We start from the raw sequence: 23,709 nt of genomic DNA on the forward strand, positions 1-23,709 counted from the left end.
CAGGCATCATTGGTTAAACCATGATGCCCGTAATTTATAATCTTAAAGGTTGCTAGTCTAGTTCAAATCCAGCCATTTCCTCAGGCGTTAAGCCCCAGCCCCACCATCTAGAAATATCCTTGTATGGATACCATAGTTTCATGAATTCATGTTTTGATTCTAGAGCTTCACGAGTAAGTCCGCCATGGGTTTTAATATCCTCCAACTCTATTTCATACATTTGAGCCCTCATTTTCGGCCACTGTTCTTCTGACATTCTGATAAATTCCATTTTTGCTTGTTGTTCTAGTTCATTCATAGCAATAGCACTCCTATATTGACTTTTTGTTAAGTGTTGAAATTCTCGTGCTTGAAACCCAAGTTTTACTATCATCTGCAGGTCAGGGGGAAGCTGATTCCATGCATCTTTATTTACTACAACAGTGGTTACAAAGTGTACATTCCAAAAGTCGGGCCAGATGCCATATTTGGTAACATCAGTAAGGCCAAGACCCACATTGTAATCCAGATTACCAAATTCAGCCATGTCAACTGCTCCAGTTGCTAGTCCAGTAAATACTTCTTCTAATGGCAGGGTTATAGCTGCAACACCATTTTTCTCCAACAGCCTTGGATCTGATGTCCTAAACGTCTTACCCCTCATTTCCTCAATTGTTTTAAAGGGTTCATTAGCCATTAAAACTTCTGTGCCCCAGACTTCTGCTGCAATAAATTGTAAATTCAACTTGTCAAATGCTTTCTGCATTATTTCCCAACCACCATGCTCATAAAGCCAAACATATTTGTCAACTGCATCCATGGTCATGTTGCCTGTGCTTAGTGGTAACAATGCATATTCAATTCCTCTAGCATACACAGGCCAGCTTGAATGCATTTCAAATACTCCATCTCCACAAGCTTGAAAACCTTCCATACTGCCCACGAAAGTTCCATTAGGGTGCACCTCTATCTTTAAACGTCCATTACTTGCTATATATATCTCTTCAGCTGTTTTTACATTTTGCTCAAAATCACTTTGCCCGGGGTTATGGATTACCTGCATCCTCCAGACAAATTCTGGTCTCTCTGCAAATCCAGTTGATGATGATCCTTGAGAAGCACTTTGGTTTCCTCCACCGCATCCTGATAGTGCAAGGATAAATACAGTTAGCAATATTATCAAAACAATCATAGAATGCTTTTTCATTGCATTTGAGCCTCCTTCTTATTTTTAAAAATCCACTACTATTGGTTTTGTTAGATTACGCTAAATATTAATCGGGTATTTCCCATATTTAAAAGTAGTTTCAACCATGGCTTTATAATTCTCTATTGGTACATATGAAGGGACAGAATTACTAGCCCCAACACAATACCCGCCACCAGGAGCTAGATAGGCTATTCTCTCCTTTGTTTCGGCGATGACCTCTTCAGGTGTACCTCTAGTTAATGTATACCCTAGGTCCAGGTTGCCCATGATACACAACTTGCCATTAACCGTATCCTTTAGCTGGTTAATATCCATTGCCTTTGGCTCAATTGGATGAATAGCATTAAAACCTATGTCAACTAAATCATCCAAGATGTCCCATAGTTTTCCATCTGAATGATATATGAAAGGCAGAGATCGTAGTTTGCATTCTTTGCTGAATTTTTTATACCAGGGGAACAAATATTTTCTCAAGTGCTCAGGAGACACCATCAAGGCTTCTGCATAGGCAATGTCATCTGGCATCCAAACTGCTTGCACAACATCAGTGTGCTCTAAAACCCTTTCTAAAACTTTAAACTGTATCTCTCCGAGTTTGTCAAATAGTCTTTGGACTAGGCCTGGTTGATCATACATGGACATGCAGAAATGCTCAAATCCCATTAACATCCAGGCGCATGTAAAGATTTTTCCTGAGGTAGTAATAACCTTCATATTGTCTGGCAGCAATTTTTTAACGTCTTCATATTCTGAGTAATCAAGGTCATCAGGGTTAGGCCAGTTATACTTTTCAAAATCCTCTTCAGTTTTTATAACTCCTTCATGGAGATTAGCCCAATCTCTCTCCTCTATGCCGTCTTCATAAAGACTTGTTTCTGTTTTTGTTTTTTGAACAGATGTGCCTTCTAATACATGACCAGGTTCAAGCAAACCCTTGGACAATAAGATATAGTCATAACCAGCTGCCGCCCAAAATTCCACATCATCCTTTAATCCTTCAACCTTTTTACCCATATATGCATTCTTTATCTTAGGGTCAATAATTAGTTCTGCTAAAGGTACCCTGTCAGGTTCAGAACAATATAACGCAGTTTTAATTCTTTCAAAATCTGGTTTGTCAGGTCTATTAATCATTTAGCAAGCACCTCATTTTTTTAAATTTATTAACAATTTATTATGGCGTTAAAATAAATCCAGCTGCTGTTAAATCGCACACCTCCTTGCTTTGCGGAATATTCTTACTAATTAGAATATACTGCAAAAAGAATGCCAGTCTATATGGACTGGCTATCAATGGCTAAGCAGGTGCCGTTGATTACTATTGTAATCACGAAAACAGCAAATTTCATCTTTTTATTGTCACTTAAATGTATTATCCCGAACATAAATATACTCACTTGAGCACTATTGTACTCAGGTGTTGTTAATAAATATTATTTATGCAGGGCATTTAAATTAATCATGTATCTGCCAGGTTGTACTTTTTCATTTTCTTAACTACACTTGACTGGGAAATCCCCAGGGCCTCTGCTGTTTTTCTTGTGCTCCTGGTTTCTTTGTATGCATCATGTATTATTTGTTTCTCTTTTTCTTCTAAAATAGTTTTCAAGGATGCTTTTTTAACTAAATTATATTTATAATCATTTAGTTCATCCACTGCATTATGCTTGAAGCTTTCAACGCCAATACAATCATCAATTGATGTCACTACTAGTCTTTCAATAGTGTTTTCTAATTCTCTAATGTTGCCTGGCCAGTCATAATTTAAAAATTGATTGATTAAATCGGGATGAAGCCATTTTTGAAAACCATATTTAGAGTTAATCTTATTTAGGAATTCATTGGCTAAGGGAATTATGTCCTCTTTCCTGTTTCGAAGAGGAGGAATTTCTATAGGGACTACATTTAACCGATAAAAAAGATCCTCCCTGAATCTTTTTTGTTTAACCATTTCCATAAGATCTCTGTTAGTAGCTGCAATAATTCTTACATCTAACATTATAGTGCTCTTGCCGCCAATTCTTGTAATTTCCTTTTCCTGGATAGCCCGCAGAATTTTCACTTGTAAGCTTAAACTCAACTCGCCAATTTCATCTAGAAATAGTGTGCCTTTTTGGGCCAGTTCAAACAAACCAGGTTTTCCTTCCTTAAGGGCACCTGTAAAAGCCCCGTATTCATAACCGAACAGTTCAGTCTCCAATAAGTTTTCCGGTATTGCACCACAGTTTATTTTTATGAAAGGATTGTTTGCCCTTTTGCTAGCCCTGTGAATTAATTGAGCAAGCAGCTCCTTTCCTACACCAGTCTCCCCAAGTATTAATACAGATGAATCTACTTGTGCCACATGAAAAGCCAGTTCAAGCTTATGGTTCATTTCAGGATTTTTAGTAATAATCTGTTTGAAGTTCTGCCTTGATCTTAATAGCTCCAACTCATGAAAATATCTATTCTGGGTTTGTTCGCTTTCTGCCAATTTAGCCTTAAGCTTATTTAGTTCTGTTATATCCCTTGCCACATTTACAACACAAGTTATCTGGTTGTTGTCATCAAACACTGGCACGCCAGTTAGAAGGAGTTCCCTTCCACAACGCACATCAATAATTGTTACCTTTGATCTTCTTTCCATCACTAGAGGGCTAATAGCTTTTTGAATGTAACCCTCCTGAATTAATCTATTTACATGCTTGCCTAGATAATCTTCATTAGTAATACCAGTTAGGCGCTTATATGCTTCATTTACCCTGATAACATAGCCATCTTTATCTACAAGAACTAAGCCATCATCCATGGATTCAATAATTGTATCTAATTCCCTGTTTATTTCTTTTACATATGACAACTGTTTAGATAGTTTTTCTAAATCACCAATGTCTCTAAAAATTGAAATGGCCCCTACTATATTGTTGCCCTCTAAAATAGGGCTCCTATCAGATACTATGGTTCTCCCATTGATTTCTAATCTTTGATTTGTCTCAGCTTTACCACTTTTTAAAACTTCTAACAAACTTGAGTTAGGTATAAGACTTATTATGCATTTGCCAATTGCCTTATCTCTGCTGTAACCTGTTATCTTTTCTGCTGCTTTATTAAAAACGACAATTTCGCCTTTTTTATCAACAACAATAACTCCAGTCACAATAGCATCCCAGAACTGGTCATTTAATTTCATATGAAGCAATAGCGTTCACCTCCCATATACCAATCTAATAGGTCATTAATATTTTGTCGTTTATCCAATTTTCTGCATTCTTTTTATAATTCCTTTTTTGTCACCAACTACCAAGATATGAGAAAAGCAGACCTCATGGCCTGCAAAAAGTTCCCTTATTTACCGCAGCACTTCTTGTATTTTTTGCCGCTGTTACATGGGCATGGTTCATTTCTTCCTATTTTAGTTTCTTTAACTATTGCATTAGCTTTATTTGATGGTTTGGGTTTGGGTTTGGGTTTGGGGTCAATTTTGGTCGAATCTAACCTCTGACTAAAATTCTGATTAAATTTCTTTTGGTTTTCTTTAAAACAATACCACCAACCCATTTCACCGTTAATATCTCCAATTAGTTGTGCATGTCTATCTGACTTTTTATCTTCAAGGTAAGCCTCTTTACCAATACCTCGTCCCATTAATATATCGTCCAGGTCAATTATTGTTTCATCAACCAGATGATTTTTATAAGCCCACTTTATTTCCTCTATGGCTTCTTCTGGATATAAATCAGTTAAGCCGTTTATTATACCATCCATGACTTCAAGATCATTTTCTTTAGCCTTTTTTATCAATAGATTTTTCAAATAAGTTATTACTTCTTCTCGCTTCAATATCCCCTGCAAAGCTAACACTACTAATGCATTTATTCCTTGCCATCTCACATATTCATCAACTTCTTTATTCTCTATCAAATCATAGATCAATCTTGTATTACCATTATAAACTGAAGCAATAATTCTTCCTAAGTCTTCTGTGATTGTATCTCCATATAATTCATGTGTAATTTTTCCGGGCAGTTTGGCAATATCAATAATTATTTCAAAAAAGTCTTTAATCTTGAATTGGGCCAGCAAAAAAGTTGCATATACATGGATGAAATAATCATCCTCTAAATATTTTTGGTAGTTGTCTCGAACATCTTTCATAATATTCAATAGTTGGGGAATAGCTTTGTCTTTCTTATTAATTATTTCTGCTAATTCTTCTTTGTGGAATTTTTCTTCAAAATATGTTATCTTACCCAACAGCTCCATAATATCTATAGTGTCATCGTTTAAATCATCATTATCACGTAAAGATTTTTCTTCTTTAATTTTCTTTAAAGCATGTCTCATTTCATCTATTACCTCTATGTCAATAGAGTTATCTTTTAAAAACTCCTCTGCCCTTTTAATTGCCTCTTGCATAAACCAACTGGCTTTACGTGTTTCATTTTTTGCTAAATATGTATAAGCTAATCCTTCAAACCCAGCATGATGTTCAGGTTGAGACAAGCATAGTTTTTTGTATAGATTCTCTGCTTTTTCTAGCTCTCCCTTTCTTAAAAATTCTTTAGCTTCATTCTCCCATTCCCAGTCATTTTCCTGATAGGGCTTAATTTTTGGAAATTGTTTTTTGATTTCTAATAAATAATCCATATTATATTACCTTCCTTTTATTGAGTATTAAAGTGTAATGGAATTTCAAGCTTGACCTCAAGTACTTAAAATTCTAGTTCTGTTCCCACCTGAAGCAGATCAATGTATCGTTTATAAAAGAACTTTCTATTTCTATGAATCCTTGAATCATAATTAAGCAAACCGAGATCACAGAACTCGGATATTAGAGAATTTGCAGTTGGATATGTAGCACCTAAAATTTTGGCTACCTTAGCTGTTGTTACTATAGGCTCCTCGAAAAGTCTTTCTAGTAGTTTTAGTCCATTCGAAGGATTTCTAGTATTTCCAATAAGCCTAGCATGTTCTTCTTTTAAACTAAGAATTTTTTTTGCAGTCTCTGTTAAACATGATGTGCTCGGTGATTTCTAAAAAGGTGCCTGTGACACAACGGTCATACTGTTTGTTTTTATATGAATTTAATATCCTTCACCATTAGCCCAGCTATCAATCCAAAGTGTGAAGGAGATTTAGGTCTTGCAAAGCACTCTCTGCGGGGGGTAGCCCAATATAATCTATGACCCTTAGTTCCTTGCAGTGCAGGGGACTAGGTTTTTTTTGTTTTTTCTTCATTGAGCCTGTTAGGCATCATATATGACACAAAATTTTAAAACTGCTGTGTATTTGCTGTGTGCTCATAGGCATATTTAGGGGCAAGTTATTTTCATAGAATTTGGTGTAATCTATGGAACCCTTTTTATCAAAGACCATATGTTCACTTGATTTCGATTTTCCCCAAGAGCATTCTAGAAAATTTTTTTGAATTTAATTCGTACCTAACACCCCGCCCTTTAGTACCGATCTTTGTAAGCAAGGGTTTATGAGACTCACATAGCTTTGATAGTAATTGACTGACGGTTAAAGTATCCTCAATTCCTAATAATAGTCTTATTTGACTATTTGAAATGGATTTATATTTTTTTGCCGCTACTAATATTAGTTTCTCTTGTTCGGTTAAATCTAACTCAGCAAATTTGAAAAGCCACTCTTTATCATCTTCATTAATGAAATGCTGCTGAGACAAAGTAATAGAAAACTGATACCTTCCATGATCATTCTCAATTTTAGGAAGTTCAAATTTCATTTCTTGCCAACTATGAATAATCTTCAATAAACCAGTTCCAGCTATTTCAGCCCAACCAACTAATCGAAAAGCCTTGGCTATAATAGGGTTTCTGGGTGCAGTTAAGTCTCCGATATATAAGTCTTCTGCCTCCTTAAGCTGAGCAGATCCAGGATTTATGAAACTGATAGAATTACTAAAATGACGCACCTGGGCAATCTTTCGTTCAAAAAAATCTTGATGTATTAGCATGTTTACTAAGGCTTCTCTAATAGCCATCATTACAGGTGTATTGTCTTTTCTCTGTCCTTCAGATATATAAAAAGGGCTATTTAAATGACGTTTAATCCGATCCATAATAATTAAATTATGTATCGATCAAGTTTTCTTGACAAATGACACGATCGTCCCAGCGATCCTCAGTTCCCCACTCATTAGAACTTACATAATAATACTGATTTTCATACTGCTGCAACACAGATTGGATAGAATCTATTTTTCCAAATAATAGTAAGCCCGCCAATGTAAGCCCGGATGTATTACCTGGTCTTCTTATGCTTATAGCACCAATCCTTTGCAAAAATTCATTTTGTTGTAAACTTAATAATGGCGAAGAAGGATCATAGGCAGATAGATAACTACGGTATTTCTTTATAGTATCTACTTCTAAATCATCCTCTGTATAACCCTCTAAAATCATTGAGTCACTAGACTGCTCGGAAGCCTCTCTTAGCATTCGTTGAATTTCTTCCTGAGAGCAACGCTGATCCCCGCTCCCCAACCGAATAAAAGAGTTATGTATGTTGTTACCGTAATAAATAGGTTTTGCCTGCCTAGGCATCTCATTTATATGAAAGATCAAAACAATTTTTCCATCTATTTCATGACGTTCTGCAGCTGCTGATAAGGCAATATTGAATTTTTCCCCACGTAATGTAGTTAGGAAATCACTCTGTAGCTTTTCGGGATTTTCCACTCCATGGACATTAAAGCCTCCATCTGTCTCCTCTATCCCGAAACCTATTGTACCGCCTTTTGTGTTGGCAAAAGCGCTCACAGTTTGCCAAACATCGGCAGGCAAATTATTAGCTGCTCTCTTAAATTCTACATCTACCCATTCACCATTATCTATAATGTCTAATAGTTCGTCTCTAGTCATATTACCACCCCCTTCTAACTTGGTTTGATTTTTTCGGATAAGAACCTAGTTTGCATTTCCCAATAAATAATAAACCAAAGACTCCATTTCTATCATCATCCTATTCTACTATAAATCACTCTTCATGACCGGTCTTTCAGACAAAGCTCCAGGTATTCACCGAGTAGAACCCAGGCGCAGTAACTCGTAAGCCCTGTTTCCTGGATCCTCTCTAAAATTCCGGACATCGGGTTTTCCCACAATCCGGCTTCAAACTGAACGCCCGTCGGTCAACAAGGTCTTCCCGCAAGTGCACTACACTTAAACGCAGTTCCCGTATATCTGCAGTTCTCTTTTGGTTTACCTGTGCCTTCGCCTCTGTGCTAGTTAACTCCCTCTTTCAAGGTTTCGCTGTTGTAGAGGCCGTTCAGTCCAGAGGGCCTTGACTCTGGTGTCGTTATGTTGTCGCTCACCGTCATTGCTTAATACGCCCTCATCTGCCAATCTCGAATCCTCCGAACAATTTCCCGGTTCTCGGTTATATGCCCGGTCTTTGCCATACGGAACTGTCTTGGCTGGTTCCGAGACCTTCCCTACTTTGCCCACTTATCCTTTTTCTGGTGCCGCAACCCGTACACCGGAGGGCAGACTCTGTGCACCTTCCCATTACTTCCAGAATCTTACCAGTCTTCGTCTACGTCAGTGAGACTCGACGCCCTCAACTCCCTGCCACTGACTTCATGCAGGGGACGTTTTCGATGCAGCAGTTTTCGCTTTATGCTACGGCCCCAGAAATTGCTAGCTCTCTGTGTCAGTCCTACCCTTAATTGAGCAGTCAGAGCGTTTACTTCCAAGCTGGGCATGAGAAAATCCGGGGGAAAAAATAAACCAGACTATCAAAATGGTATATCAATAAAAGAGGTATGAACTTTTGAAAAATGATGATAAACTTGCTATAAATCAATAAAAAGTTGTAAAAAATGCAAAATAACTATGGAAAAGAGAAGGAATATGCCCTATTAACATAGAATAACGTTGTTGTCATATAGTATAAAATACTATAAAATTAAGCACACTAAGAGATATCCAGTATGGCCAGCCTGCGGGAGTGGGCAGAGGTGCAGTGGTAATTCCTTTTTAGAGCGTAGCGACATATGTAAACAAACATGATGTGCTTGGTGGTTTCTAAAAAGGTGCCTGTGACACAACGGTCATACTGTTTGTTTTTATATGAATTTAATATCCTTCACCATTAGCCCAGCTATCAATCCAAAGTGTGAAGGAGATTTAGGTCTTACAAAGCACTCTCTAGAAATACACCCGGCAATAGCATCCGCTATTTGAATGCCCTTTTCTTTTTCCGATTCCGTAAATCCTATTTCCAACTTGCTCATACCTAACATCTGTTTAACCTTTCTAATATGTTTATTCATATTAATTGAACTTTTTTCAACTCTATCAACTGCAATAATTATATCATCTTCCGTGATTTGGCAATGTTTTAGCAGTTCTACAATAGCTGTAGCATACTTTCTTTTATGGTCTCCTCCATAACCTTTTAAAACAATTCCCCAACATTTTATAATTTCTTTATTCTTAGAAATTAAAGTAAGCACCTTTTTTCTTTCTACATCTGAAGCGGTATGGTCATGGTATTCGTTTTGATGAAAACCTTTACCTAATCGGTTTTTCATCCAGCTGCGCCAGTTCTTTATTATATTTTGAGGAATCATTGGATTTTCTACGCAAATGGCCACAAATACATAATCCCCATTACAACCCGATTCATCTATATAAAATATCTTGGCATTTATTATCCTCCTGAAGAACAACGAATATTATTTCGTAATTTTTTTATCTAATTCTTCTTATAGGAGCATAAATCCTTTAAAAATCAGCTTCTAAAACTGCCGATTGTGACCACAACCAAACCTAAGCAAACAAAGAGAATTCACAAAAAGATTTCAGGGCTTGTTAAAGAAAGTTGAACTCCCAAAGGTCAGGCTAAATTAGACATTCCCACGCAAGCCTGCTGCTTAAGAGAGGCATAAACCCTAAGGTGATTCAAGAAAGACTAGGCCACTCAACTATTGGCATAACCCTAAATTTGTACAGTCATCTAACACCTGGAATGCAGGAGGAGGCTTCTAACATGATAAATGACTTATTTGCCGATAAAAGAACCCCTCCTAAAACAGGAGAGGTTAGCGAATAACTGCTGTGAAAACTGCTGTATTTTTTGGCGGGAGCGTGTGGGAATCGAACCCACCGACCGCAGGATCGCTACGGCCCACTGGATTTGAAGTCTACCAATGTAGTATTTTAAAGCATTTCCTAGTATCTCCTAGGTATATAAATAGGATAAATCTATCTGAGCTTGTCCGCAATTTAATGTTTTGAAGTAGTCTTGAATATTTTCTAGTATTTTTGAATTTATTTGAAAAATTGTTGTAAAAATGTTGTACATTCTGCCCTGCCGACGAATTGCTCTCAATGCACTTCCTTAGCGGCATTCAATCAAATCATCTAAGTCACATTTTAGCGCTCGACACAGTTTGCAATAATATCTACAGTCGGAGATGACTCTCCGTTCTCAATTGCTGAAATGTACGACTTGCTCACCCTAGATCTTTTTGCCAATTCCCGCATACTTATACCTTTTTCTTTGCGTAATTCGCGAAGCCTAATTTTTGCCATTCTGCACCTCATGCTGTCAATTTTCCATATAGTACAACAATGTATGAGCTTTTTATATAAGGAATTGTCTTTATGTAGATATTCCCACCTTTTATTAAGAATTACTAACAAAGTGGTATAAAAAAAGAATCCACTTAGGCTTTCTTAAGAAGTTTTACCCAATCTTTGTCCTCAGGAAAACCTAGCAAGGATATATCTACTGCATTATACTCTTGCATGAGAGCCTCTAAGTTAATAATAAAAGAGGTCCATTTATCGCGATCATCAATGAGGAATTTTAGAATATATATATTGGCATATAATCCATTGTACTGTATGTCATTCTCTTTAGCTTCTGAGGGTAGCTTTGGGGTATCATTATAATACTTATTGTAAAGCCTGCAATAATGAGCACAAGTATTTCTAAGAGTACCTAGAGACCTTAACCAGGTGGTTATATAAACTGAAGGAAAGGTGTAATGGACCTTTGATATAGCATCCTTGTCATGTTTTTTTAAATTGCTGAAAAATCTAGATAGCATGCCAAAAGAGAATAATTCAGTCGCAACCCAGACGGGGAATTTCCCTTCATAGAGATTTGTGTGATGCCTAACAAAAAGCTCTTTATTATGGTTTCTTGTCACCTGTTTTTCAAATTCTTCTAAAAACTGAAGATGGTGTTTTTCATTCTCAAAGAAAGAGCTCTCCAAGTAACTAAAAGGTCCATACTTATGAGCTAAATAATATGCTATATGTGTTCTAAATGAAATTTCAACTGTCTCAATTAAGTCTAATAATAAGTATCTTAGCTTTTTATCAAACTGATATATCTGGTAAATACCTTCAAAAGTTACACCTTCATGGAAAACATCATTGTGCCTTAAATGCAAGCTATAACCACTTAACCGGTAATAATTAACATGAGATAGTATTCTCTTTGCAAAATCCTCATTTTTTATAATCAAATTCCTACTTTTAAGAAGCTCAATTTGCTGATCATATGTTAAGGGTGGCTTCTTTAATGAATGCTCTGAAGGGTTATCAGGCATATCTTATCCTCTCCAATATAAAAAAACGTCTCACCCTGGTCCGCATTCGGCAGCTAAGCTGGCCAAGAGGCGTGGTGAGCTCTGTTACTAATATAGTATATCAACATATTCAGAAAATCAAACATTTTATTTAAAAAATCAAACTTTATAATCAGGGAAATGTAACCTATATATTACGCAAGGAAATAATTTTACCCCATCTTCCCCCACTCCTTTTTTATTGGTATATGATGGATTTTATAAAACATGTGTGCTTATTATGACTGTTTTAGTTTTTACTTGGGTCTCTCCAAAGTGATTAAATCACGAAGCAAAAAATTAAATTTCCAAAAAAGAGTTCCCTCGCAGGTGACTCGGGAACCCTTTACTCCTGAAAATCTAGCCTTTAAAATCAATCCTTTTAATGGTGGCGTAGTACGCCTCAACGTACAATTTGCGTTTATACGTCCGTACAATCAAACTTAGTACGCTATTAAAACAAAAGCCAGGATCAGGTCCTGGCCTAGCCTTAGTACGCTGCCTGGTACGTCTATGAAAGTGAAAGTATATATAAATCAATTGTCCTGTTAGTACGCTGCCTAAAATCCTAGTACCTTACCAACGTCTACTAGTGCTTTGCCAATTGTGACCACAACCAAACCTAAGCAAACAAATACAGCTGCAGTATTAATAAACTTTGCTATCTGACCTTTGCCTAAAGCGCCAGCTATAGCAGAAAACACATAAGAGGCTATAGCTACAAAGGCCATTTGAATAATTACAGCCCCAGGGCCACTAAATACAGCCTTCCCTATCTCTCCCATGTTATCACCTCCCCCACCTATCTATAAGCTTTCTAAAGGGCTCTGTGAAGTTATCTATGGCCTCAAATAAGCTGCCTATCCAGTCAAAAGCCTGGGCCAATAGCTGGATAAGAAGTAATGCACATAAGACAACGGTTAGTATCTTTATTAATCCTGCTATGGGCCTTTGGTCAATAGCTTTTAACACATAAATCATTATTGCTCCAAAGGCGCCGATGAAGAGCAACTGGAGCACTAAAACGCCAAAGCTCTGTTCCATCCTCCCACCTCGCTTTTAATGTCCTCCAGCAGTTTTACATTAAATTCAAGGTTGTTGGTGTTTTCTTTTTTGATGAGCTCTTCTATGTTGGTTTTGCGATTCTTACTGTTAGTAACTACCAGGATAGCTGGAAACCTATTAGTTTTAGGCACCCACCAAGCTCCGGAGTATTCTCCTGATTGATATAGATTGTTATACTTACTCACCTTATCAAAAGGATTGCTTCCTAGATCCACTTCAACAAAGTAAAATTTATTTTCCTTAGTCACAGCATTAGAGATACCAACAAAACAGTCGCACCTTAAAATCCTGTAATCCTGTTCATATTCAAAACTAAGCAGCTGCTCCCATGATCTGAGATTGGCCATTGTCCAAATATACACCCAGTTTACACTTAACAGGTGATCCAGCTGGTCGCTCTTTTTGCCTGAATAATAGTAAAATGGAGCGCCTGGGATGTCTCTTCCTCTTTTTATTTTCTTTGTTTCATACAGCTTTAGAAGCCTCTTTTGTGCTATGCGCTTGCTGTTTTTAATTCCATTAAAGAATAAAACCTCTATCTGATCTGTATCTAATACTCCATGCTTGTTTATTGCCTCTAGTATCCTCCTATCTCGGAGGTAGCCTTTTTTGTGATTGGTCAACATTCCATTCCACCTGCCTTACGTTATTAATTAATTTCCTAGCCTTCTTAATAGGCAAATACATAGACTGCACTTCAATTTCTCTCTCCCATTGATAAACTGCCCTTCCTGGGATATTGGGTATTAAAGCTCCTTTTCCATTGTCTAGGACTATTCTTGAATTAAGTTCATCTCTGACATGGAAGCACATTGTAGCTGCAAACATGGCTTTACTGTCTCCAAATTTCTTGTACATAGTTGAACTAGGTCGCTGGGTAGCAGGAACTACACACACACCAGCTGCACGACCTAACCTTACGATCCTGTTTAATGCCTCCTGACAGTCCTCATCCTGCATCTCTGCCAGCTCATCAATGATTAGTACTATAAAGGGCATGTTTTCCTCGTATTCTTGTATTTTGACTACTCCAGCAGCTTCTAGGATGCCTAGTCTTTTATCAATCTCCTTATTTATAGACATTAACAATGCTCTGCCTTTTTCCAAGTCAGTCACGACCAAGCTATGCCCTTTTAAATAGCTAAACTCTAATTTTTTGAGGTCAATAATAGCCAGATACACCATCCTAGAAAGCAGCAAGGAAACTGCTAACACATGGAGAAAGTTGCTTTTTCCTGCTCCAGGGTGACCGGCCACAATAAGGTTAGGGGCCTCTGCAAGATCTCTTACAATCAAGCCGGCTGCACTATGCCCAAAGGGTACCGGCAAAAACATTTTAGAGTAATCTTCATGTTGCCAGCTGTAGGGGTAATTGGGCCTTAACTCTTCAGTTGAAATTTGCATTTTAATCACCTTTCCTTCCTTTTCAATTTGTACAGCTCCTCCAGCAGCATCCTGAAAATATTCATGCTTACCTTTAAACTCTGAAAAGGCTCTTCCTGGAGGTAATCTAATTAAGAAAGTCCATTGGTTGTCAGTTTTTATCTTTTTTATTATCAAAGGCTTTAGGTCCCTGTATAATGCGTTGATAGTTTCCTGGACTGCTGCATGGACTTCATTTCCTGGCCTATGCAGCCATAGGCTTTGCACCAGTTCAATGGTTTCCTTTAATGCGTTATCATCTTTGCCCATTATCTCTCTCACCTCCCGTGGAAAGTATTCTTTAACATTTTTGTTAGGTATTCTTATATATATTCACTACCGATTGTCCATCTTCACAAAAAAAATAGACCTAGAGCAGGTAATTTATTCCTCCTGCCTAGGTACTAGGTAGAAAAGCTTATTTATCATATGTAGCGGGTATCCTATTGATTTCATAATCAAAAAGGCCACCTTGACTGATGGATCATATTCCTCCTTGGTAAGCTGAGAGATATAAACATGTGAAATTCCTGTTTCTTTTGCTATTTGTCGTTGAGATTTGCCTGATATTTTTATAGCTTCTTTCAGTTCGTTTCTTAAAGACAAATTATCTTTTGTAAGGCTTCTTTGCTCATTTTTTGCTTTATAAGTTTCCAACCACTGGCCTACAATAATTGAAATGAAATCCTCTTCCGTAAGTTCTGGATTGTATTTCTTGCTTTTTTTATAAATAACCCGCAAAGCATCAAGCATTTCCTCAGGTAACTTTATAGCGCTAAGCATTAAAAACACCCCCTGTTAAGTATATGCTAACGCTTATTGGCAATACTACTTTTGGAGGTGTTTTTATGTCTAAATATGATTATGAAAAAGCCGGCAAAAGTATTTCCAGCTGGGATGTAAATAAATCTGATTTTCTCAATAAACCTAAATGCGAAAATGATAGTAAAAAAGATAGCTATGATACAGATCGAGCTGCTAAAGATGTTTTAAAATAAAACATGATGTCTTTGGTCTTTTATCTAGACTTCAGGCCAAACCGCAGTGCTGTTCATTTAAATGATTTGCTAGTTCCATTTTAAGCTGCTCCTGTTTCATTTCTTGTCCTCCCGAAATTTCTTTAGATAGTTTGGGAATTATATCTTTTGTCCAACTTAAGGTGCCACCATGCTTACTTAACCATTTAGCAACTAGCCCCATATCTTCTTCTGCAAACACTCTCTCTTTAGCTGCTTCTAAAAGAGAACCATCATCCTCAAGAAGAACAGCCCTGAATGGATGTACTTTCCAGGCAACTCTCACCCTATGCTTTGCGTAACTCGTTTGCTCCCATTTTTTATAATACTCTAGACAATCCATATCGCCTTGTCTAACCTTTTTCATTGCGTTAGTCAACTCCTGATGCTCCTGTTTACTATACCAACGAGACTTCCCATCTTTGGCCTCCGAAGCTATCTTGCTACATTTACGCTCACAAACAGTTTTTTTTCGTTTGTCTGCAAAATATTTGCCGCAATGCTTACATTTATTAATCTTTAAACCTTGTACAGCGCACCAGTATAATTCAGCCCAACAAAGAGCCATTAAACTTTCACTGGCAAAAGAAAATCCAACATCTTTACGTTTATTTATCCCAGGTGCAATCCTTGCCTGTTCCAAGCGGGAGGCTATCAATGGTGCTCCATCATCAAATTGCCCAATTGGTTCCGAAAGAGAAACTCCTTGCCTACTTAATATTTCTCCATCTTTTATTTCTCTTTTGCTGCAAAACAGGGGGAAATCCTCGAAATTTTCAACGATTTTTCTAAGTGATACCACTTCTTGCTCAAGGCTTCTCTCAAATCCATATACCTCATAGTCCTTAAAATCCTGGTCTGCCAATGATAGCACATCTACCCTAAATCTAAGCGGCCAAGCAATATCTTTCAGAAATTTTTCCTGGTCCTTCGTTTTTCTGCCACCACCAATCCGATATTCAATACATTTTAATTTAGATTTTTTCTCATATCGGAAATTGCCTTGTTTGAAAACAAAACTGCCTTTCATTTCCTCAACAATATTCCAAACTCCATAATTAGGCACCTCAATTTTATCAATAGCGGAGTCCCCAAAATAAAATCGACAATGCTCCAAAAGCCAGCAGAGAACAGATTCACTCTGCAATAAACTTGATGTTAAAAATAATGGTTGTTTCGCGTTGAAAATTGCTTTTCCCTCAAAACCCGTAGATTCATGGTCAACATTTACCTCATATAATCCATAGTTTTTTGAAATAAATCGAGTAAAGCTAATATTTTTCAAATATTTCTCCCCCCAGAAAGACAGACAAATTTAATAACCTGCATGCCTTGCTATTTATGAAAGACGACAGTTTTTAGACCACAGTATAATTGTACCAAATTTCCATATACCATACAATGTTTTTAAGAAGATAAACACTATAGAAAAATATTAGGAGATGATTGGAAATGTCAAGTCAGAATGCTATTACGCAAACTCATTTTAACGGGGGTGAGATTTTGAAAAAGGAAGCATTGCTAATAAGTGTATCTGAAGCCAGAGTTTTGTTAGGTGGGATAAGTGACTCATTAATGTGGAAATTAATCAGGAACGAAGATATAAAGACCTGTAAAATAGGCAGGCGCAGGATGATAAGGTTAATAGATTTGGAGAAATTCATTCAGTCTCAAGAATAGTGTAAAACCTGTTCTGGCGAAACAGGTGATCGAATTCTCGCAGGAGGCGCGAAGAGAGAAAGGGCGTTAAGGATGTTTTGTTATTAAACAACCATTCACACAAAACTAACAACAGGAAACTTTTGGAAATCAAAATAAAAAAACTAATAAAGAAAATAGAACAACTGGAGCATTTTGAGCATTATATCTGCAATGAGATAAAAGCCGAAATTAATGTAGCACTAGCGGAACTTCAAATATTAACCAGAAAACGTACAAACATTGAGTTTTATGACAAGTAGGTGGTGATATGTCAGCACAACTAGAAAATGGCTTTACCCGACTAGCAAATAAATTGTTAGAAGCTATCTATTCAGCCAAACTAAATGCTACCCAATTAAAAATAATCCTTACTGTGATTAGATATACCTATGGCTATAGCAGAAAAGAGCACAACTTGTCACTTAACTTTATTTCTAAAGCTACCGGAATCAGTAAAAGATACATATCTAATGAGCTGAAGCAGCTCATTGAGCATAAGGTTATCGAAGTAACAAAAGAACACACTGACACATCAAGCAGAGTATTAAAAATAAACAAAAACTATAAAGAATGGCAATGCGAAATAATTCGACAGATGAACAATCCTTCTACAGGTGAAGAATTAAACACCACAACAGATGAAGTGTTCATCACCACAACAGATGAACAATCCTTCTACCAAGAAAGAAAAATTAAAGAAAAACTTAAAGAAAAATATATAGTGGATCTCTATCATAATATCTGTTTATCATTGCCAAAAGTAATGAAGCTTACTGACAAAAGGAAAGGTCACATCAAGGCTAGATTAAAGCAATATTCAGAGGATGATTTTAAGAAGACATTTGAGAAGGCTGAGCAAAGCGACTTCCTTAGTGGCAGATCTGGCAAATGGACAGGTTGTAACTTTGACTGGCTAATCAATGAGAATAATATCGTGAAAGTACTTGAAGGCGGCTACGACAATTCTAAGGAAACACTATTTCAAAAAAAACAAATGCCTCATGCTGACGCTAGGATTATTTAGGGGGTGTACTGAGATTAATCTTTATGATTTAGAGAGCGAAAAATATATTCTTGGTGCTATGTTGCAAAATGACTACTGCTTAACTGAAAGTATGGCTGCACTCGGAAAAGAAGATTTTTATGATCAACTACACCAGACAGTTTTTGAGATGATTGTAAAGCTTTACCAAAGAGGAATAAAACCGACTTATTTTGAGTTAGTAAAAGAGGTATCTCCGGGGCTCATAGATTTAGACCGATTGAGCGATATAACTAAAGTCTATATTAAAGATAAAAACATTCTGTATTGGATTGAGAGAATAAAATCATTCTCTCAGTTAAGAAAATTTGTTGGGATACTTAGGGTTGCAGGAGATCAATTAAAAGAGGCTCCAAGGGTTGAAATCATAGAAGAAACTGAAGCTGCAATATTTAAGCTTTCATATCAGGACCAGGTGGATAGGATTATCTCAGCAAAAGAATTAGCACTTTCCACTATTGATAAGATCGAGGAGCTTAGGCAAAGCAGGGGAATAATCAGTGGATTAAAAACAGGCATTCCTAAGCTTGATACAACTCTATGGGGAATGAAACCAGGGGACCTAATTCTTCTAGGATCTAGGACTGGGGGAGGGAAAACAGCCCTGTCCTTAAATATAGCAAGAGCTGTTGCAATTTCAGGCGAGGAGGCTACATTATTTATCAATACTGAAATGAGCACAATGCAACTACAGTTCAGGTTAAGTTCTATGCTTTCAGGTATCCCAGCCAGTGACATAAGGGGAGGCGCAGCGAAGGATGAAGATTTCAAGGAGTTAACCCAGGCCATGAATCAACTGTATAAAGCACCTTTATATTTTTACAATGCTCCAAACTTAAACCTACAGAAGTTGATCAGTATAACTAGAAAATTTCATACTCAGCACAAAATTAAATTTGCTATTGTAGATTATATTGGTCGGATGGATAAACATACAGCAGATTTAACAGAATGGCAAGCCCTTGAGCAGATAGTAAAAAGCACAAAAATTCTTGCACAAAACCTGCAGATACCAATTCTTGTGATTACGCAATTGAATGATGATTTTAAACTGCAAGCAGCACGCAGAATGGAGAATGAGGCAGATATATTTTTAAAGTTTTACCCTATCGAGGAAGAACTTGAAGGTCATTACGTACCCAGACCTACACACTTTATATATGTGCAAAAAAATAGGGATGGGGAAAGCAATGTTAAGGTGCCTGTTTTCTTCAATAAACCAACTCAGGTGGTGGTGGGTTGTGAACGATATTGATATGGCAATGAATGAAGTCTATCAAAAACTCGCCAACATGCTAATAAAGAGAACTCGCATAGGCTGGATGGACGAGGAGACTTGCAGAAATGCCCTGGATAAGCTAAGCGAATGCAAGGAAAGCACAGGTGGTCAAATAGACATTAAATTTACACAACTAAGAGAAATTCTTAATATGGGGGTAGTAAAAGATGTCCATGACTCCAATTCAAGCAATTAGAAAAAAGTGTCTAAATTGTTCTAATGGTCAATATGTTGAAGTTCGAAATTGCCCAGCTAATGACTGCTCTCTTTGGGAATATCGACTAGGCAAGAGACCTCCTAAAATCAATTCTAAGACAAAAACTCATAAGCTAGCTAAGGATTTTTGAAATTAATCTTATTAACAAGGGTATTAACCTAATAAGCTTCAAAATAGGCTCTTATAGGGCCTATTTAAAAAAAGAATTTAAAACTAGAATCCATTAATATCTTGAAAGGAATGATCATATGAGCGATAAAGATGAAGCGTTGACGCCACTTCAAAAACCCTTGGCCGAGAGACCACAAAGATCCGTTGAAGAAGTGCAACAGTTAAAAAATGACGTTGCATCCGAAGCTGAAATTACAGACCTTCAAAGGATTAGCAAACTTGATGAAGTTATCGATAAAGGCATTGAATTATTAACAGATAAAGACAAGCTAGCTAAAGCTAATTTAAAAGACATAGGAATTGTTGTTGGAATTATGTTGGACAAGAAAAAAGAGACCCTTGAGAGCAGGATAGGTAAAAAACAGCAAAATATTAGTTTAAGAGTCGCCTGGAAAAATGGTGGGGGTGCCGTTGAATTAAAAACCGGAGAATGATTCGAGGAGGCTAATAAAGAGGTATACAGGGGTACTAATCCCCTGTTAAAGAGGCAAATTTCACAAGACGAAAGGAGTTGATAAGAATGACAATTATTATGACGGTTGTTGTCCCTGATGGAATAGTTGTGGCAGGCGAGAGTCGTGCTATAACTGCAGATTCTTTAACTAGCATTGAAAGTTTTAGCCAAAAGGAGCATTTTATCCCTTACGAAGTCCACTCCGATAATTCAAATAAAATATACAAGATCGGAAACTTTGGACTAGCCTATTCCGGACCTTGTTTTGACATGGATGGATGGAGCATAAGGCAAGATATTGCTGAGCTAGAAAGGGCTTTTAGTAAAAATACAATAGAGGAAGTTGCAGCGGGCTTTGTGCAAAAATTGACTAAAGCTTTACCCGCCAAGACAGGATATGGCTTTCAGTTATCCGGATACAATAATGAAGGCCTGCCGAAAACATTCAATTATGATGATGGTCAGTTTAAACAATCTCCTGGTTATTATCAAGGAAGGATGCGCTATGGATTAATGATGAATGGAGAAACCACTTTAATCAACAAGCTATTTGATGGTGAAAAAATACTGTTTCATGCCATGTCTTTGAGAGATGCAATCGAATTTGCAGAACTGAGCATAACAGTAGGTTATAGATATTTACAATTTTTTAAAGAATACCAACCTGTTTCTAATGGGCCAGTCGATATACTAGTAATTACACCTAATACCAGCCGCTTTGTAAAGCATAAAGCATTGTCACTTTTAGGGAAGGAGTCAATATCATGAAATATGGATCTAATTTATGGGCAAAAGATGGCAGCACGGTGCTAATAGACGAAGACGGCATCATGCAAAGTTGGCAGGAAGGAAGAGCAGACAATCTAGACGCTAACAATCCTCTAGTCTTGAATATTTATTTGCCCGCTGAAACAAAGAGTATAAAGAGGGCAATTTTAAGGTTTAGAAGGTTGGCTTTCAGGGCATATGAGAAAGCTGCTGCAAGCGGAGGTGGTGGCACGACTACAAGTGAAAGCGGCGGGGGCACGACTCAAACTAGCGCCCCCAGCAACTACGCCCTACAAGGAGGTTATTTATTACCGGATTGGATGTACTTAGCAGGAAGCCACAATCACGGTGGAAATACTGGCTCAGCAGGTGGTCATAATCACGGCATTACGGACGGAACGGTATTGAGAAAAGCTGACGGAGGTTCGGTTACATGGTACCAGATTGTGTCGCATTTACATTCAATAGGTACTGATGGCTCCCATGCCCATGCAAGAGACACTGACCATAAACACAATATAACAATCCCTGGCCATACTCACAGCGTTAGCATACCTGCCCATACGCATGCTTTGGATTTCGGCATATATACCAGCGTAGTTGCTAATGGAGTAACTATCAAAATAAACGGCGTCGACAGGACCACGGCTTTAGGAGGTCCGTTTAACAGCGACCAGTCGAGCATAAATATTGCCCAATACTTAAATATCGGGCAATGGAATGCTATTGAGCTAGGCATTAGCTCAGCACTAGGAAGGCTAGACGCTACTATATTTTTGCAAGCATTAATGGGGGTGTAAATAATGGCAAACGAAAGATTTAAAGCAAAGGAAACTATGAAAGATAAAGTAAAGGTGGTAGAGCTTACTTATACTACCCATCTTTTAGACGAAGACGTTCAATCTCGAATAAATTATTTGGAAATGGCTTTAGTAAATTACGAACACCAACTTAAAACCACAAACGAATTAAAAAATTTAGCGGAAGAAGAATTAAAAGAACTTCGCTTATTCTTGAAGAAATCCGTACTTGAGAAGTAAGCTTTTTGGAAAATACGTTCTGTAATTTATAATTTTAGCCTGGCTGTGCTCCAAGATTTCTTGTTCTTTAAGTATAGCGAGATTAATTATATCGGAACCATGATTAAATTCCATAAAAATTTTAATTTCTCCATCTGTTATATAATTGCCATCTGGGCCAAAGCTACCAGTAATTCCTGGTAAATTGCTGATCTCTCTAAGGCCTATTAATTCATCATTAAGCTGTGATAAATTGGCATATTCTTTCCCAGAAATCAAGTCAGAGATATTTAGAGTCTCCTCCTTGGTAATTGCGGACCCTTTAGTTTCTTGGCTAGGGCTTGTAACTACTACGGCACTATTCGCAGCGTCCCATTCCACAGTCGCACCTAATTGCTCTGCCAAGGCCCTGGCCGGAACAAGAGTCCTGCCGTCAATAATAATAGGTTGAGCTTCAGAAGTTATGTCAACGCCGTTAACTATCAACCTAAGTGCAGGATTAGCTACTGCAAAGGTAGTGGTTGCAAGCAATAAGCCTATCAGCAATCCAGCTAAAAACTTTTTCATAAAAACACAATCCTTTCTTTATAAACGTTTCCATGATTATATCAATTATTTTAGAAGAATTGTGTCGGAATTTGCATATGCTTAATGAACATGTATAAATAGCCTTTTTATCATGTAGCATGAAACACCCTATAATTTGTGACTTGAAATCCACTACCTTTCTTGGCCTTGGAGGGGGTACGACAAAAATGACGTACCTAAAAACTGACCTAAAGCATTGGCATATAGGTGTTTATGTCAAAATCACAACTGCTGTTTTTTCTTCTAACTTTTTTGTTGCATCAGAAAAGAAACTTTAAATCTTAGTGCATATGAACGGCAAAAACTCTTTAGAAAGGTCGTAAATAACTAACATATACGTTGGTATTCAAAATAATTTTTATTAAGAAATATGCATAGCTAGCTATGGGAAAAATGGCAGAGAATGCATATTTAACCGTCCGGCTAAACATAGCAGTATATCGAAAGCAGTTACTTGAGAATATAGCATCAGACCAGATGAGTTTAAAAGAGTTTATAAACCAGTTTACAGGTGAGCCAGTAAAAAAGAACAAAAAGAAATAACCCCTTTTCAGAGGTGCAAAATTGTTCCAAAAACCCCCCTTTTTTGAACGAGATTGTTCCAAAATAAAAAACCTCTTGGGTTATTGTCGCCCAATGGTTTTAGGTAGGGTTTTGCTTTTAAATCACGCAAAGATATAATATATAGGAAGTTTACATGTTTACGTGGAGCTTGCTAAAGTGGCACTTGGTTTTGAAAAAATATTTAAGCAAACGCCTTGTAGAAAACGTAAATTATAAGAAGTAAGTTAATGCTTGATAACGGCCATTTGTTTTTAAAAATACCTCGAGCCATCTCTTCTCGCCCCCAGGAGGCACCCCCCCTCCCCTGGAGAGAAATATTTCACAGCGATAGGAGTAATAGAACTGCCCTGGACGCTGCAGATAGGTTCTAGAACGGTACGAGACGGACGGACACCCTATAGAGTTACGAAAATATAGATTGAATGGACTACAATGCTTACACTCTTCCAACATCATTAGATATCATATCTAGTGTATAGACTAAAGTCCTTATGTAGCAATGGTTGAAAATGCTCTACAACATCTTTACAACAATTAAATAGACTTTTTATGAGACAAGTTCATTTAATAAGATACACAGGATTGGATGCAGTAAGCTGAGAGATCCGGATTGCGAAACTTCTAAA

Annotated in this window: 27 protein-coding genes and 1 pseudogene; 12 read left to right on the forward strand and 16 right to left on the reverse strand. The window is 37.2% G+C overall.

Features of this window, described 5'->3' with window-relative positions:
• Positions 1 to 52: 52 nt before the first annotated feature.
• The 7 genes from dctP to K364_RS0115390 form a co-directional block, all read right to left on the reverse strand.
• Positions 53 to 1,186 (reverse strand): TRAP transporter substrate-binding protein DctP, encoded by a 1,134-nt coding sequence (gene dctP / locus K364_RS0115355; protein WP_028308751.1) that lies wholly within the window; start codon positions 1,184 to 1,186, stop codon positions 53 to 55.
• A 60-nt stretch (positions 1,187 to 1,246) separates the two neighbouring features.
• Complete coding sequence (locus tag K364_RS24425; RefSeq protein ID WP_051534130.1) at positions 1,247 to 2,323, reverse strand: uroporphyrinogen decarboxylase family protein; 1,077 nt, start codon at positions 2,321 to 2,323, stop codon at positions 1,247 to 1,249.
• A gap of 325 nt (positions 2,324 to 2,648) precedes the next feature.
• Positions 2,649 to 4,358, reverse strand: coding sequence for a sigma-54 interaction domain-containing protein (locus K364_RS0115365; RefSeq protein ID WP_028308752.1), 1,710 nt, complete (start codon positions 4,356 to 4,358; stop codon positions 2,649 to 2,651).
• Between the two features lie 155 nt (positions 4,359 to 4,513).
• The gene (locus tag K364_RS26975; protein ID WP_028308753.1) at positions 4,514 to 5,815 is read right to left on the reverse strand and encodes a DUF1186 domain-containing protein; all 1,302 of its coding nucleotides are present in this window, start codon (positions 5,813 to 5,815) and stop codon (positions 4,514 to 4,516) included.
• A gap of 733 nt (positions 5,816 to 6,548) precedes the next feature.
• On the reverse strand, positions 6,549 to 7,253 hold the full coding sequence (locus K364_RS0115375) for an ATP-binding protein (protein ID WP_084295932.1): 705 nt from the start codon (positions 7,251 to 7,253) through the stop codon (positions 6,549 to 6,551).
• Positions 7,254 to 7,263: 10 nt separating this feature from the next.
• Positions 7,264 to 8,055 (reverse strand): AlbA family DNA-binding domain-containing protein, encoded by a 792-nt coding sequence (locus K364_RS0115380; RefSeq protein WP_028308755.1) that lies wholly within the window; start codon positions 8,053 to 8,055, stop codon positions 7,264 to 7,266.
• Between the two features lie 1,205 nt (positions 8,056 to 9,260).
• The gene (locus tag K364_RS0115390; protein ID WP_156946495.1) at positions 9,261 to 9,866 is read right to left on the reverse strand and encodes a DUF3800 domain-containing protein; all 606 of its coding nucleotides are present in this window, start codon (positions 9,864 to 9,866) and stop codon (positions 9,261 to 9,263) included.
• 176 nt (positions 9,867 to 10,042) lie between these two features.
• On the opposite strand from K364_RS0115390, the gene K364_RS26330 reads away from it, so the two are divergent.
• Entirely contained in the window at positions 10,043 to 10,249 is a 207-nt protein-coding gene (locus K364_RS26330; RefSeq protein ID WP_084295934.1) for a tyrosine-type recombinase/integrase, read from the forward strand.
• A 323-nt stretch (positions 10,250 to 10,572) separates the two neighbouring features.
• On the opposite strand, the gene K364_RS27975 is transcribed toward K364_RS26330, so the two are convergent.
• The 7 genes from K364_RS27975 to K364_RS24440 all read right to left on the reverse strand — a co-directional run bounded on the left by K364_RS27975 (position 10,573) and on the right by K364_RS24440 (position 15,047).
• Complete coding sequence (locus K364_RS27975; protein WP_084295935.1) at positions 10,573 to 10,743, reverse strand: helix-turn-helix domain-containing protein; 171 nt, start codon at positions 10,741 to 10,743, stop codon at positions 10,573 to 10,575.
• Positions 10,744 to 10,865: 122 nt separating this feature from the next.
• Entirely contained in the window at positions 10,866 to 11,675 is an 810-nt protein-coding gene (locus K364_RS24435) for an Abi family protein (RefSeq protein WP_169734762.1), read from the reverse strand.
• A gap of 662 nt (positions 11,676 to 12,337) precedes the next feature.
• On the reverse strand, positions 12,338 to 12,562 hold the full coding sequence (locus K364_RS0115410) for a hypothetical protein (RefSeq protein WP_028308757.1): 225 nt from the start codon (positions 12,560 to 12,562) through the stop codon (positions 12,338 to 12,340).
• 4 nt (positions 12,563 to 12,566) lie between these two features.
• Positions 12,567 to 12,821 (reverse strand): hypothetical protein, encoded by a 255-nt coding sequence (locus tag K364_RS0115415; RefSeq protein ID WP_028308758.1) that lies wholly within the window; start codon positions 12,819 to 12,821, stop codon positions 12,567 to 12,569.
• Complete coding sequence (locus tag K364_RS0115420) at positions 12,797 to 13,468, reverse strand: replication-relaxation family protein (protein WP_051534132.1); 672 nt, start codon at positions 13,466 to 13,468, stop codon at positions 12,797 to 12,799. Before K364_RS0115420 ends, K364_RS0115415 begins: the two co-directional genes overlap by 25 nt.
• On the reverse strand, positions 13,431 to 14,534 hold the full coding sequence (locus tag K364_RS0115425) for an FtsK/SpoIIIE domain-containing protein (protein ID WP_028308760.1): 1,104 nt from the start codon (positions 14,532 to 14,534) through the stop codon (positions 13,431 to 13,433). The genes K364_RS0115420 and K364_RS0115425 overlap by 38 nt, the downstream gene beginning before the upstream one ends.
• A 114-nt stretch (positions 14,535 to 14,648) precedes the next feature.
• A complete protein-coding gene (locus K364_RS24440; protein ID WP_035269702.1) occupies positions 14,649 to 15,047 on the reverse strand; it encodes a helix-turn-helix transcriptional regulator in 399 nt (132 codons plus the stop codon).
• Positions 15,048 to 15,112: 65 nt separating this feature from the next.
• Here K364_RS24440 and K364_RS26760 point away from each other — a divergent pair, with 65 nt between their 5' ends.
• Positions 15,113 to 15,262, forward strand: coding sequence for a hypothetical protein (locus tag K364_RS26760; RefSeq protein WP_156946496.1), 150 nt, complete (start codon positions 15,113 to 15,115; stop codon positions 15,260 to 15,262).
• 31 nt (positions 15,263 to 15,293) lie between these two features.
• Here the strand turns inward: K364_RS26760 and K364_RS0115440 are convergent, their stop codons facing one another.
• On the reverse strand, positions 15,294 to 16,565 hold the full coding sequence (locus K364_RS0115440; RefSeq protein WP_028308762.1) for a hypothetical protein: 1,272 nt from the start codon (positions 16,563 to 16,565) through the stop codon (positions 15,294 to 15,296).
• Between the two features lie 218 nt (positions 16,566 to 16,783).
• On the opposite strand from K364_RS0115440, the gene K364_RS24445 reads away from it, so the two are divergent.
• The 9 genes from K364_RS24445 (at position 16,784) to K364_RS0115485 (ending at position 21,952) form a co-directional block, all read left to right on the forward strand.
• Positions 16,784 to 16,960 carry a helix-turn-helix domain-containing protein gene (locus K364_RS24445; RefSeq protein ID WP_169734763.1) on the forward strand — a complete coding sequence of 59 codons (177 nt, stop codon included), beginning with the start codon at positions 16,784 to 16,786 and terminating at the stop codon, positions 16,958 to 16,960.
• 122 nt (positions 16,961 to 17,082) lie between these two features.
• Positions 17,083 to 17,241, forward strand: a complete 159-nt coding sequence (locus tag K364_RS0115450) for a hypothetical protein (RefSeq protein ID WP_156946497.1) — start codon at positions 17,083 to 17,085, stop codon at positions 17,239 to 17,241.
• Between the two features lie 8 nt (positions 17,242 to 17,249).
• Positions 17,250 to 18,005, forward strand: a complete 756-nt coding sequence (locus K364_RS25805; RefSeq protein WP_051534133.1) for a replication protein — start codon at positions 17,250 to 17,252, stop codon at positions 18,003 to 18,005.
• On the forward strand, positions 17,983 to 19,278 hold the full coding sequence (locus tag K364_RS0115460; protein WP_051534134.1) for a replicative DNA helicase: 1,296 nt from the start codon (positions 17,983 to 17,985) through the stop codon (positions 19,276 to 19,278). The genes K364_RS25805 and K364_RS0115460 overlap by 23 nt, the downstream gene beginning before the upstream one ends.
• Positions 19,265 to 19,498, forward strand: coding sequence for a hypothetical protein (locus tag K364_RS0115465; RefSeq protein ID WP_028308765.1), 234 nt, complete (start codon positions 19,265 to 19,267; stop codon positions 19,496 to 19,498). Before K364_RS0115460 ends, K364_RS0115465 begins: the two co-directional genes overlap by 14 nt.
• 269 nt (positions 19,499 to 19,767) lie before the next feature.
• Entirely contained in the window at positions 19,768 to 20,124 is a 357-nt protein-coding gene (locus K364_RS0115470; RefSeq protein WP_028308766.1) for a hypothetical protein, read from the forward strand.
• An 86-nt stretch (positions 20,125 to 20,210) separates the two neighbouring features.
• Positions 20,211 to 20,912 carry an Ntn hydrolase family protein gene (locus tag K364_RS0115475; protein WP_028308767.1) on the forward strand — a complete coding sequence of 234 codons (702 nt, stop codon included), beginning with the start codon at positions 20,211 to 20,213 and terminating at the stop codon, positions 20,910 to 20,912.
• A gap of 62 nt (positions 20,913 to 20,974) precedes the next feature.
• Positions 20,975 to 21,712, forward strand: a complete 738-nt coding sequence (locus K364_RS0115480) for a hypothetical protein (RefSeq protein WP_156946498.1) — start codon at positions 20,975 to 20,977, stop codon at positions 21,710 to 21,712.
• A gap of 3 nt (positions 21,713 to 21,715) precedes the next feature.
• Positions 21,716 to 21,952 carry a hypothetical protein gene (locus K364_RS0115485; protein ID WP_028308769.1) on the forward strand — a complete coding sequence of 79 codons (237 nt, stop codon included), beginning with the start codon at positions 21,716 to 21,718 and terminating at the stop codon, positions 21,950 to 21,952.
• Here K364_RS0115485 and K364_RS25810 read toward each other — a convergent pair.
• Positions 21,920 to 22,498, reverse strand: a complete 579-nt coding sequence (locus K364_RS25810) for a copper amine oxidase N-terminal domain-containing protein (RefSeq protein ID WP_051534135.1) — start codon at positions 22,496 to 22,498, stop codon at positions 21,920 to 21,922. The genes K364_RS0115485 and K364_RS25810 overlap by 33 nt on opposite strands.
• 462 nt (positions 22,499 to 22,960) lie before the next feature.
• Here K364_RS25810 and K364_RS27090 point away from each other — a divergent pair.
• Positions 22,961 to 23,062: pseudogene (locus tag K364_RS27090) on the forward strand (IS200/IS605 family transposase); the annotation flags it as partial.
• Positions 23,063 to 23,709: the final 647 nt, after the last annotated feature.

The sequence above is a fragment of the Desulfitibacter alkalitolerans DSM 16504 genome (genome assembly GCF_000620305.1).
Lineage (GTDB): Bacteria > Bacillota > DSM-16504 > Desulfitibacterales > Desulfitibacteraceae > Desulfitibacter > Desulfitibacter alkalitolerans.

Bases quoted from the DNA above. Each gene is read 5' to 3' on its own strand.
- dctP (WP_028308751.1), bottom strand. From the start codon at position 1,186: ATGAAAAAGCATTCTATGATTGTTTTGATAATATTGCTAACTGTATTT.
- K364_RS24425 (WP_051534130.1), bottom strand. From the start codon at position 2,323: ATGATTAATAGACCTGACAAACCAGATTTTGAAAGAATTAAAACTGCG.
- K364_RS0115365 (WP_028308752.1), bottom strand. From the start codon at position 4,358: ATGAAATTAAATGACCAGTTCTGGGATGCTATTGTGACTGGAGTTATT.
- K364_RS26975 (WP_028308753.1), bottom strand. From the start codon at position 5,815: ATGGATTATTTATTAGAAATCAAAAAACAATTTCCAAAAATTAAGCCC.
- K364_RS0115375 (WP_084295932.1), bottom strand. From the start codon at position 7,253: ATGGATCGGATTAAACGTCATTTAAATAGCCCTTTTTATATATCTGAA.
- K364_RS0115380 (WP_028308755.1), bottom strand. From the start codon at position 8,055: ATGACTAGAGACGAACTATTAGACATTATAGATAATGGTGAATGGGTA.
- K364_RS27975 (WP_084295935.1), bottom strand. From the start codon at position 10,743: ATGAGGTGCAGAATGGCAAAAATTAGGCTTCGCGAATTACGCAAAGAA.
- K364_RS0115410 (WP_028308757.1), bottom strand. From the start codon at position 12,562: ATGGGAGAGATAGGGAAGGCTGTATTTAGTGGCCCTGGGGCTGTAATT.
- K364_RS0115415 (WP_028308758.1), bottom strand. From the start codon at position 12,821: ATGGAACAGAGCTTTGGCGTTTTAGTGCTCCAGTTGCTCTTCATCGGC.
- K364_RS0115420 (WP_051534132.1), bottom strand. From the start codon at position 13,468: ATGTTGACCAATCACAAAAAAGGCTACCTCCGAGATAGGAGGATACTA.
- K364_RS0115425 (WP_028308760.1), bottom strand. From the start codon at position 14,534: ATGGGCAAAGATGATAACGCATTAAAGGAAACCATTGAACTGGTGCAA.
- K364_RS24440 (WP_035269702.1), bottom strand. From the start codon at position 15,047: ATGCTTAGCGCTATAAAGTTACCTGAGGAAATGCTTGATGCTTTGCGG.
- K364_RS26760 (WP_156946496.1), top strand. From the start codon at position 15,113: ATGTCTAAATATGATTATGAAAAAGCCGGCAAAAGTATTTCCAGCTGG.
- K364_RS25805 (WP_051534133.1), top strand. From the start codon at position 17,250: ATGTCAGCACAACTAGAAAATGGCTTTACCCGACTAGCAAATAAATTG.
- K364_RS0115460 (WP_051534134.1), top strand. From the start codon at position 17,983: ATGCTGACGCTAGGATTATTTAGGGGGTGTACTGAGATTAATCTTTAT.
- K364_RS0115470 (WP_028308766.1), top strand. From the start codon at position 19,768: ATGAGCGATAAAGATGAAGCGTTGACGCCACTTCAAAAACCCTTGGCC.
- K364_RS0115475 (WP_028308767.1), top strand. From the start codon at position 20,211: ATGACAATTATTATGACGGTTGTTGTCCCTGATGGAATAGTTGTGGCA.
- K364_RS0115480 (WP_156946498.1), top strand. From the start codon at position 20,975: ATGCAAAGTTGGCAGGAAGGAAGAGCAGACAATCTAGACGCTAACAAT.
- K364_RS0115485 (WP_028308769.1), top strand. From the start codon at position 21,716: ATGGCAAACGAAAGATTTAAAGCAAAGGAAACTATGAAAGATAAAGTA.
- K364_RS25810 (WP_051534135.1), bottom strand. From the start codon at position 22,498: ATGAAAAAGTTTTTAGCTGGATTGCTGATAGGCTTATTGCTTGCAACC.